At 60.8% G+C, this 14,334-nt stretch carries 14 protein-coding genes; 7 read left to right on the top strand and 7 right to left on the bottom strand.

Going from position 1 to position 14,334, the window contains the following annotated elements; all coding sequences use genetic code 11:
• Positions 1-395 precede the first annotated feature (395 nt).
• Positions 396-869, bottom strand: coding sequence for a YchJ family protein (locus tag RYA97_RS11085; protein ID WP_004664098.1), 474 nt, complete (start codon positions 867-869; stop codon positions 396-398).
• Positions 870-872: 3 nt separating this feature from the next.
• On the bottom strand, positions 873-1,370 hold the full coding sequence (locus tag RYA97_RS11080; RefSeq protein ID WP_316892305.1) for a DUF6231 family protein: 498 nt from the start codon (positions 1,368-1,370) through the stop codon (positions 873-875).
• A gap of 217 nt (positions 1,371-1,587) precedes the next feature.
• Here RYA97_RS11080 and RYA97_RS11075 point away from each other — a divergent pair, with 217 nt between their 5' ends.
• A complete protein-coding gene (locus RYA97_RS11075; protein WP_117140185.1) occupies positions 1,588-1,863 on the top strand; it encodes a DUF1145 domain-containing protein in 276 nt (91 codons plus the stop codon).
• The gene (locus RYA97_RS11070; RefSeq protein WP_002554817.1) at positions 1,856-2,614 is read left to right on the top strand and encodes a hypothetical protein; all 759 of its coding nucleotides are present in this window, start codon (positions 1,856-1,858) and stop codon (positions 2,612-2,614) included. Before RYA97_RS11075 ends, RYA97_RS11070 begins: the two co-directional genes overlap by 8 nt.
• An 82-nt stretch (positions 2,615-2,696) precedes the next feature.
• Here the strand turns inward: RYA97_RS11070 and RYA97_RS11065 are convergent, their stop codons facing one another.
• The 3 genes from RYA97_RS11065 to RYA97_RS11055 all read right to left on the bottom strand — a co-directional run bounded on the left by RYA97_RS11065 (position 2,697) and on the right by RYA97_RS11055 (position 5,359).
• Positions 2,697-3,728, bottom strand: coding sequence for a purine nucleoside permease (locus RYA97_RS11065; RefSeq protein ID WP_316892303.1), 1,032 nt, complete (start codon positions 3,726-3,728; stop codon positions 2,697-2,699).
• A 26-nt stretch (positions 3,729-3,754) separates the two neighbouring features.
• Positions 3,755-4,666, bottom strand: a complete 912-nt coding sequence (locus RYA97_RS11060; RefSeq protein WP_005732257.1) for a nucleoside-specific channel-forming protein Tsx — start codon at positions 4,664-4,666, stop codon at positions 3,755-3,757.
• A 228-nt stretch (positions 4,667-4,894) separates the two neighbouring features.
• Positions 4,895-5,359, bottom strand: coding sequence for a CopD family protein (locus tag RYA97_RS11055; RefSeq protein ID WP_316892299.1), 465 nt, complete (start codon positions 5,357-5,359; stop codon positions 4,895-4,897).
• Between the two features lie 107 nt (positions 5,360-5,466).
• On the opposite strand from RYA97_RS11055, the gene dinG reads away from it, so the two are divergent.
• From dinG to RYA97_RS11030, 5 genes are all read left to right on the top strand, one after another.
• Positions 5,467-7,611: an ATP-dependent DNA helicase DinG gene (dinG, locus tag RYA97_RS11050; RefSeq protein ID WP_002554813.1), complete on the top strand. Its 2,145-nt coding sequence runs from the start codon at positions 5,467-5,469 to the stop codon at positions 7,609-7,611.
• A 111-nt stretch (positions 7,612-7,722) separates the two neighbouring features.
• On the top strand, positions 7,723-8,871 hold the full coding sequence (locus RYA97_RS11045) for an EstA family serine hydrolase (protein ID WP_005779325.1): 1,149 nt from the start codon (positions 7,723-7,725) through the stop codon (positions 8,869-8,871).
• A gap of 153 nt (positions 8,872-9,024) precedes the next feature.
• Entirely contained in the window at positions 9,025-10,158 is a 1,134-nt protein-coding gene (locus tag RYA97_RS11040) for an OmpA family protein (protein WP_316892297.1), read from the top strand.
• A 296-nt stretch (positions 10,159-10,454) separates the two neighbouring features.
• Positions 10,455-11,102 (top strand): pyridoxamine 5'-phosphate oxidase, encoded by a 648-nt coding sequence (gene pdxH, locus RYA97_RS11035; protein WP_316892295.1) that lies wholly within the window; start codon positions 10,455-10,457, stop codon positions 11,100-11,102.
• A 147-nt stretch (positions 11,103-11,249) separates the two neighbouring features.
• Positions 11,250-11,714 (top strand): glycine zipper 2TM domain-containing protein, encoded by a 465-nt coding sequence (locus RYA97_RS11030; protein WP_004657512.1) that lies wholly within the window; start codon positions 11,250-11,252, stop codon positions 11,712-11,714.
• Between the two features lie 185 nt (positions 11,715-11,899).
• Here the strand turns inward: RYA97_RS11030 and RYA97_RS11025 are convergent, their stop codons facing one another.
• Both RYA97_RS11025 and RYA97_RS11020 read right to left on the bottom strand, forming a co-directional pair.
• A complete protein-coding gene (locus RYA97_RS11025) occupies positions 11,900-13,513 on the bottom strand; it encodes an NAD(P)/FAD-dependent oxidoreductase (RefSeq protein WP_316892293.1) in 1,614 nt (537 codons plus the stop codon).
• Positions 13,514-13,609: 96 nt separating this feature from the next.
• The gene (locus RYA97_RS11020) at positions 13,610-14,290 is read right to left on the bottom strand and encodes a COG3650 family protein (protein WP_002554808.1); all 681 of its coding nucleotides are present in this window, start codon (positions 14,288-14,290) and stop codon (positions 13,610-13,612) included.
• Positions 14,291-14,334: the final 44 nt, after the last annotated feature.

Here is a 14,334-nt window from a genome sequence, read left to right as displayed (position 1 = left end):
GCACGACGGTCATGCCTTGTCAGCTGGCCACTGCCACAGAAGCGCTTTTCAACCACGGTGGCACTGACGACGCAGAGTGCGACCTTAGTGACGGCTGAGTCCTGGCGCTGATCCGGGGGTAGCCTGGCAGGACGCCAGGCTAGCCGCACCGGGCCATGGATGGCCCGTTGCGGCGACCCCCGGATCAGTGACAGGGCGAAGGAACCCGACGAAGTCGGGCCGGAAACAGGAGCGAGGGGATTTGCCTACTTTGGCCCCATCAAAGTAGGTCGCCGAGGGGCGAAAAGGTGACTCAAGTCGAGCCTGAATCTCACTGAATCGCAGAACTGTGTGACGCAGGGCGTCACCCACGGCATTCCCACGCTGGAGCGTGCGGAACGATCATCTCGACTATCTCAAACCACGTAAGGCGAGCAGCATTTCTTGAATTTCTGTTCGCTGCCACACGGACACGCGTCATTGCGTCCGGCCTTGAGCGGGACCGTGGAATCGATGAAATACCAGCGGCCCTGATTCTGCACGAACGACGAGCGTTCCTTGTGGCTGTGTTCACCGTTACCGTCGTGCCAGCGGGCAGTGAAGGTCACAAAAGCATGCTCGGGCTTGCCGCCGAATACCTCAGAACTTTCTACCTCCAGCCCCAGCCATGTGCTCTGCGCGCTCCACTGGGCGATGGCCTCACGGTTCAACCCGCTTTGCTGAACAGGCAACGTCGTCTGGACCAGATAATCAGTCAGCCCCAGCACGTAGGCGCTGTAGCGCGAGCGCATCAGCTTTTCAGCGCAGGGCGCAGGCTGACCTGCGTGATAGCGACCGCAGCAGGCCAGCAACAGATCGCCGCTGCCGCACGGGCAAATAGCACTACTCATAGGTCACCACCAATACTTTCCAAAATTCTCCGGGTTGGCCCAATACTTCGCGTTCAGCCAGTCGGGCACCTGTTTGTATTCGCGCAAGTCGTAGGTGAACAGGTTCAGCACCTGTTCGTCGCGGGTGAAGCGTTCGCTGGATTGCAGGGCCAGCGAGAAAAAGTCGGTCTCCTGCCAGCCGCAGGCCTGCAAGTCGGCCAGCACCGCAATGCGGCTGGCGTTAAGGTTGCGGATACCGCCCAGCAGCTCCAGACCGGTGCGCTTGGGGATGTGCTCCAGGCAATCGACCACCAGCGCCAGGTCGAAACGTTGCGCCGCCAGATTTGCGGGCAGGTGGCCGGGTTCGGCCAGCGCCACCTCGGTCTGCGGGTGTGCTTCCTGAAAGGCTTGCAACGCAGGGAACGCCTGAGCGCCGATCAACAGCAGACGCTGGGGGGCGTAACGGTCGAGCAGGGCAGCCAGCGCTTGCTGCGGCGTGCGGGATGAGTAGCCGACGTTCATCGAAAGTCCTCTGGTTGACTGACAAGACTAGCCTGCCGGACCCGCTCTGAACAGCCGTCAGTATCAGGCGAACGCCCACAGACTGACGACAACGATCTATGCTTGATCTTTTTCAATACACTGCTGGCATATTCGGCGTACAGCACGTCTACTGTGCAGCGACGAAAAGCGCGCGCAGACTGCGCTTTCGTAACGGATCATGACAAGGGGGCAGGCGATGAAGGTGTTTTGGGGGCTGGGAAAAATCTTGATGCTGGGCTTCTGGCTGGTAGTCCTGGCCAATGCGGTCATTGAAGCGCCCAGCCCGATGGGCGTGATGATCGACATGGCCGGTGCCGTGCTGTTGTTGACTCACTTGCTCGAACTGATCCTGTTCAACGGCAGCCTGCGCGGTCGCAGGCATCCCTGGCGCGACCGGGGCAAAATCATCCTGTTCGGCATTTTTCATGTTCAATCCATCGGCCGTTCGGCCACAGGGCACTCTCATGCGTAAGCTCGTTCTGCTGGCAGCACTGTTCAGCCCTCTGGCCATGGCTCAGGCGATTATCGTCGCGCCACACTCGCTCATGCGTCTGCCTGGCAACAGCAGCGTTCTGCAGGTCGAGCGCCTTGAAGTGGCCGACTACGGCACCCTGCTGATCCCGGCCGGTATCGATGACGTGAAGATCGGCGAACTGGTGCTAGGGCACGAAGCGCGGATTGCCATCGTCCCCGGTGTACAGGCGTTCAACCTCGTCGTGGTGCATGGTGAATTCGGCACCGGCAGCCAGATCACTGCGCGAGGCGCTCCGGGTACCTTCGAGAAGCCGGCACTGCCGGGGCGCAACCTGACCCTGCGTCTACAGAGCCTGAATGCCGAACAACTGTCGATCGATGCACGCGGCGGCGCGGGCAGCCCAGGCTACGCCGGGCTCGATGGCGGCACGGGCGAAGAGCCGGGCTGTACCTGGGGCCAGGCTGGACGTGGTTACAACGGCGATAGTGGCGGCAACGGCCACGACGGCGCAGCAGGTGCGCAGGTTCGTCTGGAGCTGCCACAGAGCTTTCCGGCCGAACGTATCAAGGTGAATGTTGCGGGCGGAGCGGCAGGCAAGGGCGGTGAAGGCGGCAAGGCAGGCAAAGGCGGCGCTTCGAAGGGCTGCATCGTCTACCGCGCGGATGGCGGCAAGCCTGGCAGACCGGGCGAACCTGGCCTGCCAGGCGTTGCAGGGCCAGCAGGCAGTTTGATTCTGCAGCGCCTGTAACCTTCACCAGCTGTCGTCCTTCTAGAGACTGCCCGGGATCAGGCGCAAGGCCATGATCCGGGCAGTCATTACGGCCGCGCGCTTACTGCGGCACGCCTTTTTCCCAGTTCTTCCAGTCACCGACAATGGCCTGCACCAGCGGGTTACCGGTGCGGTACAGGTTTTCCAGTGCTGGTACGAAGGCGCCCTGATCGGCGTACTTGAGCAGGTTGTCCACCTCGCTGTAACCCGGATACGGACGGTCGAAATCGGAACCTGCGCGCACCACGGCCAGTCGATTGACGTCTACCTTGCCTGCCTTGCTGGCGCGTAACAGGGCTTCGTACGTCGAGTTGTCCTCCTGCTGGGTGGTGCAATACACGCCTTTGCCGTCGGTCAGCAGCTTGGTCCAGACTTCCGCCCGCTCACTCAGACGCGTTCCGGAAAACCACGTGTTGCCCGCCAGCGTATCGCACTGCGTCACCTGCGGCGGCTGATTGGCCGGGGCGTAAGGGTACTTGACGCGCCAGGCGGCAGATTCCTTGCTCTCGCTGAGCGTCACTTTTTGCGACAGGGCGAAGGCCTTGGCCTGAAGTTTGGGGTTCAGCTCGAAGACTTCAGTCTTGTAGTCCAGTGGCGGCTTCTCGTTCGGACCCTTGGTGTTGATACCCAGGTAACCGGTCGGCCATTCCTTGGGCACGTCGCGCGAATCGATTTCCCACTGCGTGCCGAATTCCACCAGATAATGCGCCCAGGCCGTGGTGCCGAGTGTGCCGTGGTGCGGGTTGATGCCGGCAATGCCCGCGACGATGAAGTAAGTCTTGCGCAGGTCGAATTGCGGCGACAGGGCCAGGGCCAGAGTCGATGCTGCGGCATTGGTCTGACCCATGCCGGTGACCAGCAGGCAGACGTCCTGAGCGTTGCAGCGGATGGCCGGATACTCGGCGGCAAGGCCGGGCACCTGGATCTCTTTGGTCAGATGCAGCCGGTCGATCCAGTTCTGCGCTTCGGGCGCAAACATGGCGACCAGCATGAGCTTGGGCGTGACTGGCGTAACCGGCGCGGTGGCTGCCCAGAGGGCAGGGCTAAGCAGGGCCAGTGTGGCGCCAAGTGTGTTGCGGGTGATGTGTTTCATGAAAACTCCTGTCGTCATAATCAGTTTCAGAACTGGTAACCCACGCCTGCGTAATATCCCCAGCCGTCGGAGCGCGCACGGAAGTTGCCTTCGCCGAAGTTCAGCTCGCTGCCGTCCTGCCAGTTGCCGCCGTTGTGGAAGTAACGACCCACCAGGGTGAAGCGCAGGTGCGTGAAGGCGTAAAGCAGCACGTTGGTGGCGACTGTGGAGTTGCCCGTGCGTGCCGGATCGTTCTTGAGGTCCGAACCGAAATCGAAGTTGGTGAAGCCGATGTACGTCAGCGAAGCGCCGTTGTCGAATTTGCTGATCGGTACGATGTATTTGAGCTGGGCGCGATAGCCATCCCACGAGTACTCATTGCTGGCACCGTAGTTCTCCCACTGGTAGCGGCCATAGAAGTTGGCCGACAGATTGACCCGCGAGTGGGTGTCGATGTCAGTGCCAAGGCCGCTGTACAGGGTGTTGGCACGGTTGGCCGAGTTGCTGCCGTGGTCGTAGATCCAGTCAAAGGCGACGTACCATTCCTTGAACGGCCCGACGGCCAGACTGCGCCCGGCCAGATAGTCGATGGAGATACGTGGCTCATGCTCCATGAACAATGGCGAGCCATGATCCCAGACGCCTTTGTCATTATCATTGCCGATGCCGAGGATCTTCGGCACGTCGACATAGCCATAGAGCTCAAACGGCCCCTTGCGGCCGAAGTACTCATACTCCAGATAAATGTCATCGTTGGGCTTGGGGCCGAAGCTGATGTCCTTGCTGCCGATCAGCGTCAGGTCCTGGTTGAACCAGTCTGAAAAGTACGCGCCTTTGCCTTCCTTGGGCGAGGCGGGCGGGCTGAGTGCTTCGCCTTGAGCCGAGTCTTCGGCGGCGGGGGGCTGTGCCAGGACGCTGGTGCATGGCAACGCCGCAGCGGCGGCGAACAACAGAGGCATGAGGAATGTTGAGGGCGTTGCGGATCGAGTGAATGGCGGCTGTGGCATTGAAGCTCCTTTTCGTGGGCGCGTACTGCTGATCGCAAACGTTTGCACAGCCCATGCCAAAGTGTTTCAAGATGTTGAATGGCTTGGATATCAGGCACAGAAGATGACCGATCGGGCAGGAAACTGCCCGCAAGCTGTGCGCAGTGTCACCGCCAGTGCCCCGCGATGTTCCGTTTTGCCTCAAAGGCCCGGACGGGCGGCTGCCAATATCACCACTGCCAGGCCGATAATCAGGTTGATTCCGACCAGCCGGCGAATGTGACCGAGTGCTGCTGCGCCTTCGGCCCATTGTTCGGCGTCCACGGCGCGACGCAACTCCGGCAACTGCAATGAATGGATACGCAGGAACAGCGCAACCATCACCACGTACAGGCCCATCATGATCTGCACATAGCGCGGCGCAGTTTCAAAGCCGGTGAAGTTCAGCTGGATCATGCCGATGCCGGTAATCGGCAGCAGCACCACGGCTGCCCAGACCCAGACGAAGAAGCGTCGAAACACCTGGACCCACACTTTCAAGCGAGAAGGGCCTTCAAGTGCTGCAATGACTGCTGGACGCAAGACCATCCAGGCGAAAAACATCCCGCCAACCCACACCAGGGCAGCCAGCAGATGCAGCGTGTAGACAGTAGAAAAAGCGGTCATCGGACACTCCGTTCTGCGCGGATGGATTTAGCGCGCTATGATAGCGCCCACTCAGAACTACTGAAAATTTATCCAGCCTTTTTAGCCGTGCCCCCGAACCGAAGCCAATGATCAGTACCGAACTCAAAACCCAGATCCAGGGCGCTTACTCGCGTTTCCTCGAAGCCAAGAGCCTCAAGCCACGCTATGGCCAGCGATTGATGATCGCTGAAGTTGCCAAGGTGCTGGGGGACATTGACACCGATGAAGAGGGCCGTCGTTCGGGCGATCCTGCGGTAGTGGCCGTCGAGGCCGGGACGGGCACCGGCAAGACCGTGGCGTATGCCATCGCGTCGATCCCCACCGCCAAGGCGGCAGGCAAGCGGCTGGTGATCGCCACCGCGACCGTCGCCTTGCAGGAGCAGATCGTCTACAAGGACCTGCCGGACCTGATGCGCAACAGCGGTCTGAATTTTACCTTCGCGCTGGCCAAGGGCCGCGGCCGTTACATGTGCCTGTCGAAACTCGACGCGTTGCTGCAGGAGAGCGACGCGACCAACGCGACTGCGCAGCTTTTCGAGGAAGAAGGCTTCAAGATCGAGGTCGATGAAGCCAGTCAGAAGCTGTTTACCAGCATGCTGCAGAAGCTGGCGGGCAATAAGTGGGACGGTGATCGCGACAGCTGGCCTCAGGAACTCGCCGATCAGGACTGGGCGCGGCTGACCACCGATCACAGCCAGTGCACTAACCGGCATTGCCCGAACTTTCAGCAGTGCGCTTTCTATAAGGCGCGCGAAGGCATGGGCAAGGTTGACGTGATTGTCACCAACCATGACATGGTGCTGGCGGACCTCGCGCTTGGCGGCGGCGCCGTGCTGCCGGACCCGCGTGACACGTTGTACGTGTTCGACGAAGGCCATCACCTGCCCGACAAGGCCATCGGTCACTTCGCTCATTACACCCGACTGAAATCCACCGCTGACTGGCTTGAACAGACAGCCAAGAACCTCGCCAAGCTGCTGGCCCAACACCCACTGCCCGGCGATCTGGGCAAGCTGATCGAGCAGGTGCCGGAGCTGGCCCGCGAGATAAAGGGGCATCAGCAGTTCATGTTCGGTGCCTGCGAGCAACTGGCAGATTTCCGCGCCGGTGAAGACATGCAGGGTCGCGAGCGGCCCCGTCACCGCTTTGTCGGCGGCGTGATCCCCGAGCACATCCGCGAGATGGGCATCGAGCTCAAGAAGGGCTTTGCGCGCCTCGACGACCTGTTCACGCGCCTTACCGAGCTGCTCAAGGAAGGCATGGATGGCGAAGTCAACATCGGTATCGCCAGCCATCAGGCTGAAGAGTGGTACCCGCTGTTCGGCAGCCTGCTGGCCCGTGCGCATGGTAATTGGGAATTGTGGACAGCCTTTACCGCCGAAGACCCGGAAGACAGCCCGCCCATGGCGCGCTGGCTGACCCTGGCCGACAGCGGTGCAATGTTCGATATCGAGGTCAATGCCAGTCCGATCCTGGCGGCGGAAATGCTGCGTCGCAACTTGTGGAACATCGCCTACGGGGCGCTGGTGACTTCAGCGACCCTGACCGCGCTGGGCAAGTTTGATCGTTACCGCATGCGTGCCGGCCTGCCCAAAGGGGCGGTGACCGCCGTGGTGCCAAGCCCGTTCCATCACGCCGATGCCGGTGTGCTACGCGTGCCGGACCTCAAGGCCGACCCGCGTGACTCGGTGGCCCATACCGCAGCGATCATTCGCGATCTGCCCGGGCTGGTGGAAGGTTCGCGAGGCACGCTGGTGCTGTATTCGTCGCGCAAGCAGATGCAGGACGTTTTCGACGGCCTGGACCGTGACTGGCGCAAGCAGGTGTTCATCCAGGGCAACCTGTCCAAGCAGGAAACCCTCAACAAGCACAAGGCGCGGGTCGACAGCGGCGAGTCCAGCGTACTGTTCGGGCTGGCCAGCTTCGCCGAGGGTGTGGACTTGCCCGGTGCGTACTGCGAGCACGTGGTCATCGCCAAGATTCCCTTCGCGGTGCCCGACGACCCGGTCGAGGCCGCGCTGGCCGAGTGGATCGAAGCGCGTGGTGGCAACCCGTTCATGGAGATCGCCGTGCCGGATGCCTCTTTGCGTCTGGTACAGGCCTGTGGCCGCCTCCTGCGTACCGAAGAGGACCGCGGCACTATCACGTTGCTGGACCGACGTGTCGTCACCCAGCGTTACGGCAAGGCGATTCTCAACGCATTGCCGCCGTTTCGCCGCGAGATTTCCTGAATAACAGCTGTCGGTTGACTCGGGTCTGTTCCCAAAGCGCCCGATCGCTGGAACAATATGCGCCCATTCGGCCTGTCATCAGGCCCAGTACCGTCAGTCAGGAGTCAGCCGTTGCAGATCCAGGGTCATTACGAACTTCAATTCGAAGCAGTACGTGAAGCCTTTGCGGCGCTCTTTGACGACCCTCAGGAGCGCGGCGCTGCCTTGTGCATTCAGGTCGGCGGCCAGACCGTCATTGATCTGTGGGCGGGCACGGCCGACAAGGACGGTGCCGAGGCGTGGCACACCGACACCATTCTCAACCTGTTCTCCTGCACCAAGACCTTTACCAGCGTGGCGGTATTGCAGCTGGTTGAAGAAGGCAAGTTGAAGCTGGACGAACCCGTCGCCAGGCTCTGGCCCGAATTCGCCGCGGCGGGCAAGGCATCGATCACTTTGCGTCAGCTGCTCTGCCATCAGGCCGGTTTGCCTGCGCTGCGCGAGCAATTGCCTGCCGAAGCGCTTTACCAGTGGGACACCATGACGGCGGCGCTGGCGGCCGAAGAACCTTGGTGGACGCCGGGGCAGGGTCACGGTTACGCGGCAATCACCTATGGCTGGCTGGTGGGCGAGATGCTGCGTCGGGCCGACGGTCGAGGCCCTGGGGAATCCATTGCCGCGCGTATTTCTCGCCCGCTGGGGCTGGATTTTCATGTGGGCCTGGCTGATGACCAGTTTCATCGTGTTGCCCATATCGCTCGAGGCAAAGGCAACACCGGTGACGATGCCGCTCAGCGCGTACTGCAAGCCACGATGCGCGAGCCAGCCTCCATCACTGCCAAGGCGTTCACTAATCCGCCGTCGATCATGACCAGCACCAACAAACCCGAATGGCGCCGCATGCAGCAACCGGCGGCCAACGGCCACGGCAATGCGCGCAGTCTTGCCGGTTTCTATAACGGTTTGCTGGATGGCAGCCTGCTTGAAGCAGACATGCTCAACGAGCTGACCCGTGAGCACAGCCTCGGTCAGGACAGGACTCTGCTGACCTCGACCCGCCTGGGCCTGGGCTGCATGCTTGACCAACCGACCGTTGCCAATGCGACCTATGGTCTTGGTCCCAAGGCGTTTGGCCATCCCGGGGCAGGCGGTTCGGTCGGGTTCGCCGATCCTGATTACGAGGTTGCTTTTGGCTTCGTTACCAACACCCTGGGGCCGTACATTCTGATGGACCCACGTGCGCAGAAACTGGTCGGAATCCTGCGTGAGTGTTTGCAGTAAGTATCGGCCATAAGTGCTTGTTTCATACCGACTGTCAGTTAAATGGCTGTAACAGGAACCGTACGACGGTTTCTTTTTCCAACTGCATCTTTATGCATGTTATACCGGCGTAGTCACGTCCTTCTGTCTGATCAAAACCGTTGCGGGTTATCCATGTCGTCTAATAAAAGCCTCGTTCTCGCCCTGTGTATCGCCGTTACCGGCTGTGCTCAAACCCCTCAATCCGACTCTGCTGCAACCGGAGGCCATTGGTGGCAGTTCGGTTCAGGCAGCGAGTCTGCTGATGCAGGCGCTGCTGCAAAGGCTCCGGCACCAAGCCCGGCACCTGCTCCGGTCGCCAAGGCCGCTGCAGCACCGGCAGCACCTGCGGCTGGCGCTGAAAACAGCGCGCCTTGGTACTGGCCGTTCGGCTCGAAAGATAATGCGCAGGTCAAACCTGATGCCGTGGCCGACAAGCCGGCTGCGCCTGCCTTGGTAGCCAAGTCGGAAACCGACAGCAAGTGGTGGTGGCCGTTCGGTAGCGAGGGCAAGAAGGACGAGCCTAAAGCGCTGCCGATGCCTGATCCGAAAGTGACCCAGGCCTGGCTGGACGAGTACGAGCCGCGTCTGCGCGCTGCAATCAAGGACAGCCCGTTCCAGCTGGAGCGTCGCGAAGACCTGCTGGCAATCACTGCACCGGTCGACAGCTCGTTCAACCCTGACCGTCCTGCGATGCTGCTGCCCAACACGCTGGGCCCGATCACGCGACTGGCCAAGGTGGTCGAAGGCGATCAGAAAACTGCCGTGCTGATTCTCGGTCATGCCGACACATCGGGGCCTACCGAAGCCAACCAGAAGATCAGCCAGGAACGCGCGCAGTCTGTTGCCGCGATTTTCCGTCTCAGTGGCCTGGAGCGTAATCGTCTGAGCCAGCGTGGGATGGGTGCCGTGATGCCACGTGCCGCCAACGACAGCCTGCAAGGCCGTGCACTCAACCGTCGTGTTGAAATCCTCATGACGCCGCAGGACACCATGCGCGCGCTGATGGCCCGTTATGCGTTGCCGCCGGTTGCTCCAGTCATGGTTGCCACCCAGGACGTCAAGCCAGTAGCGCCAGCACCTGCTGCCGCGCCTGCCAAGAAAGCCGCCGTGGCGAAGAAAGACACGGCCAAGAAAGCGCCGGCCAAGGCCAGCACTGCCAAAAAGGCCGCGCCTGCCAAGACCACCGCAGCAGCTAAAAAACCGGCAGCGACCAAGGCCCCGGCCAAGGCGCCCGCCAAGAAAGATGACAGCCAGGCCAGTAACTGAGGCCTGGTTACCTCACGACTTTCGTCTCCACGCTCCGCGCTTTGCGTTGTGCACAAGTCCTGAATAGCCTGAAAAACAAGGCTTTCAGGCTTCTGCCCGGAGGGCGTGGGAGCGAACTTGTTCGCGAAAAGGCCGGTACAGTCTCCGAAACGTATCGTCTGAATCACCGTCTTCGCGAACAAGTTCGCTCCCACCGCCTTCGGCCAGAATCAAAAACGAATGTGTGATAACGGCGAGCGCCGAGCCTCGTAACGAGAGTTAGCTAACGTTCATGATATCTGCGCAGGAATGAAACCATGACTCAGACCCTGGCCGACATGCGCCGTGATTACACCCGCGACGGGTTGACCGAAGCGCAATCACCGGACGAGCCCTACGCGCTCTTCCATACCTGGTTTGACGACGCTGTAAAGACCGAACAACCACCTGTCGAGGCCAATGCCATGACCCTGGCAACGGTTGATGAGCAAGGACGTCCGCATTGCCGTGTCTTGCTGCTCAAGGGGCTGGACACGCAGGGTTTCACGTTCTTCACTAACTACGAAAGCGCCAAGGGCCAGCAACTGGCTGCACGTCCATTCGCGGCCATGACGTTCTTCTGGCCAACGCTGGAGCGTCAGGTGCGTATCGAAGGCCGGGTCGAGAAAGTCAGCGCGCAGGAGTCCGATGCTTATTACCAGGTGCGTCCTCTGGGCAGCCGTTTGGGGGCTTGGGCCTCACCCCAAAGTCGCGTGATCGCAGATCGTGACGAGCTGGAAGGTCTGATCAGACAGACGGAACAACGCTTCGCAGACACCCAGCCACACTGCCCCGAGCACTGGGGGGGCTACCGCCTTTTGCCTGAGCGAATCGAGTTTTGGCAGGGTCGCTCCAGTCGACTTCATGACCGTTTGAACTATCGTTCGGTAGACGGCAGGTGGACGCGTGAGCGCCTTGCGCCCTGATTGAATTATTCGTCCGGGCCATCGTCTGAGCGTTATGCAGGTGGGCCGCTGTATGCCGCCTGAATGAACTTAAATTGCAGGATCGGGGCCGTGACAGCACCTTTGTCAGGTAGTCTAATGGCCACTGATTCCTCTGGAGATTCCCTTATGCGCAAGTCCGCTCTTCTGGTTGCTTCGTTCACTGCCATGGCATTGATGCTGGGCGGCTGTGCCTCAAACCTGACCGGTGATTCCTATTCCCGCGATGAGGCCAGGACCGTACAGACCGTCCGTATGGGCACTATCGAATCCTTGCGTCCGGTTAAAATCGAAGGCACCAAGACTCCGATTGGCGGGGCTGCGGGTGCGGTCGTCGGCGGCGTAGGTGGCAGCGCTATCGGTGGCGGTCGCGGCAGCATCGTGGCTGCGGTGATCGGCGCGGTGGCCGGTGGTCTGCTGGGTTCAGCGACCGAAGAAGGCCTGACCCGTACGCAGGGTGTTGAAATCACCGTGCGTGAAGATGACGGCAGCATGCGTGCCTATGTGCAGCAGGTTCAGGAAAACGAGATTTTCCGTGTCGGCGAGCGCGTACGCATCATGAGTGTCAACGGCACAAGCCGCGTCACTCACTGATTTGCAGCACCGCACAGCAAAACCCCGAGCCGCAATGCTCGGGGTTTTTTATTGCCAGGCGTGAATATCGTGCCGATGCTCACGAATACGATGTATCGAACGCCCTATTTCCTGGGGGTGTCGCGGCCTCTTCGCGAGCAAGCTCGCTCCCACAAGACTTATGTATAACGATGGTCATTCTGAGGTCAGCCCTCAATCCCCAGCATGTCCCGCACCAATGCTTCGGCAACCCGAATGCCGTCTACGCCAGCCGAGAGAATCCCGCCCGCATAGCCAGCGCCTTCACCGGCCGGGTAAAGGCCTTTGGTGTTCAGGCTTTGCAGGGTCGGTCCGCGGGTAATGCGCAGCGGGGCCGAGGTACGGGTTTCGATGCCGGTCAGCACCGCATCGTGCAGCGAGAAGCCTTTGATCTGCTTGTCGAACGCAGGCAATGCTTCACGAATGGCTTCAATGGCAAAGGCGGGCAGGGCGTCGGCCAGGTCCACCAGTTTCACGCCCGGCTTGTATGAGGGCTCAACGCTGCCCAGTGCTGTCGAGGCCCTGCCAGCGATAAAGTCACCGACCAACTGCGCCGGCGCTTCATAACTGCTGCCGCCGAGCAGATACGCATGAGACTCCAGGCGTTCCTGCAACTCGATACCGGCCAGCGGGCTGCCGGGGAAATCCTGTTCCGGAGAAATACCGACCACAATGCCCGAGTTGGCATTACGCTCGTTGCGCGAATACTGGCTCATGCCATTGGTGACCACGCGCCCCGGCTCTGAAGTGGCGGCTACGACAGTGCCACCAGGGCACATGCAGAAACTGTAGACCGAGCGACCGTTGCTGGCGTGGTGCACCAGTTTGTAGTCAGCTGCGCCCAGCTTCGGGTGCCCGGCGTATTTGCCCAGCCGCGCGCGGTCGATCAGCGACTGCGGGTGCTCGATACGGAAACCCACCGAAAACGGCTTGGCTTCCATGAACACGCCACGGCCATGCAGCATGCGGAAGGTGTCGCGGGCACTGTGGCCCAGCGCCAGAATGACGTGCCGGGATTCGATCTGCTCGCCACTGTCGAGCTGGACGCCCAGCAATTGACCGTCCTCGATCATCAGGTCGGTCACGCGCTGCTGAAAGCGCACTTCGCCGCCCAGCGCTTCTATCTGATGGCGCATGTTCTCGACCACGCCGGTCAGGCGGAACGTGCCGATATGCGGCTTGCTGACGTAGAGGATTTCTTCCGGTGCACCGGCTTTCACGAACTCGTGCAGCACCTTGCGGCCAATAAACTTCGGGTCCTTGATCTGGCTGTAAAGCTTGCCGTCAGAAAAGGTCCCGGCACCGCCTTCACCGAACTGCACGTTGGACTCGGGATTGAGTACGTTTTTGCGCCACAGCGCCCAGGTATCCTTGGTGCGCTGGCGCACCTCGGTACCACGCTCAAGGATGATCGGCTTGAAGCCCATCTGCGCCAGCAGCAGCCCGGCAAAGATACCGCATGGGCCGAAACCCACGACGATCGGGCGCTCTGTCAGCCCCTCGCGAGCGTGACCGACCACTTTATAGCTGACATCAGGTGCAGGGCCGACGTGGCGGTCATCGCCCAGTTTGCGCAGCAGTGCCTGTTCATCACTGACCTGAAAGTCGATGGTGTAGATAAAGCACAGCTCGGATGACTTTTTGCGCGCGTCGTAACTGCGTTTGAAGAGGGTAAAGTCCAGCAGTTCGCTGCTGTCGATGCCCAGGCGCTGCAAGAGTGCAACGCGCAGGTCTTCTTCCGGGTGATCGATCGGCAGCTTGAGTTCGGTGATTCGTAACATTAAGGGGTCCAGTTTTCGGGCCGCAGGTTCAGCCCGACAGCACTACAAGACCGGCGATTATAAGCGCTGAACCCCTTTGGCGGCGAGCCTGCCTGATCACTCGTCGCGCGAACCGCCATAATAACCGCAGCCACGCTGGGCCTGGCCGTTGATACGCAGTTCGGCCGTCAGGTGTTGTACCGAGCCATTGACGCTGTCAACGCAGCGTTGTGGCGCCACCCAGATCTCGATGCGCTGGTTGTTGGCTTCGCTGCTGACGCTGAAGCTGCCGTCGGGCAGTTTCTCTTCCACGTAAGGCAAGGCAAGCGGTGCAAGACCTTCGCGCTCCAGCACCATGCCCTTGCCACTGACGTTGACGTTCCAGGCGGGTTTATTGCCATTGACGTGCAAGGTCAGACGTTTGAAATTGGCGTCTTCACAGGCCTGGCCGGGACGCTCGACGCGGTACAGCTGATGCAGGTCCAGCTGACCATCGCTGTTGGCCGCTTTGCTCGCAGCAAAGTTACCGCGCAGATCGGCGAATACCGTGCCCTTGCTGTCTGCCAGTGAAGCAGCTTCCTGCAAGATGCCGGTATTGCCGCGATCCTTGACCACATAGCGCCGCTGCTCGTTGCACGGCTTGAACAGCAACTGGCCATTGCTGCCCGTCAGGTCGCCCTGCATACGGAGCATGCCTGCCGTGGAAACCTTGGGTTCCTCGGTCTGTTTGCCGAGCAGTTGGCACCCGGCGAACAGTGGCAGAAGGGCAAATACGAGGACGGAACGGGCAGCAAACATGGTGTGGTCTCCAGACAAGTGTCGCCACGTTACTCAGACTGGAG

It is taken from the genome of Pseudomonas syringae group sp. 26L6, assembly GCF_032587815.1.
Classification (GTDB): Bacteria; Pseudomonadota; Gammaproteobacteria; order Pseudomonadales; family Pseudomonadaceae; genus Aquipseudomonas; species Aquipseudomonas amygdali.
This window is presented reverse-complemented; position numbering and strand designations above follow the sequence as displayed.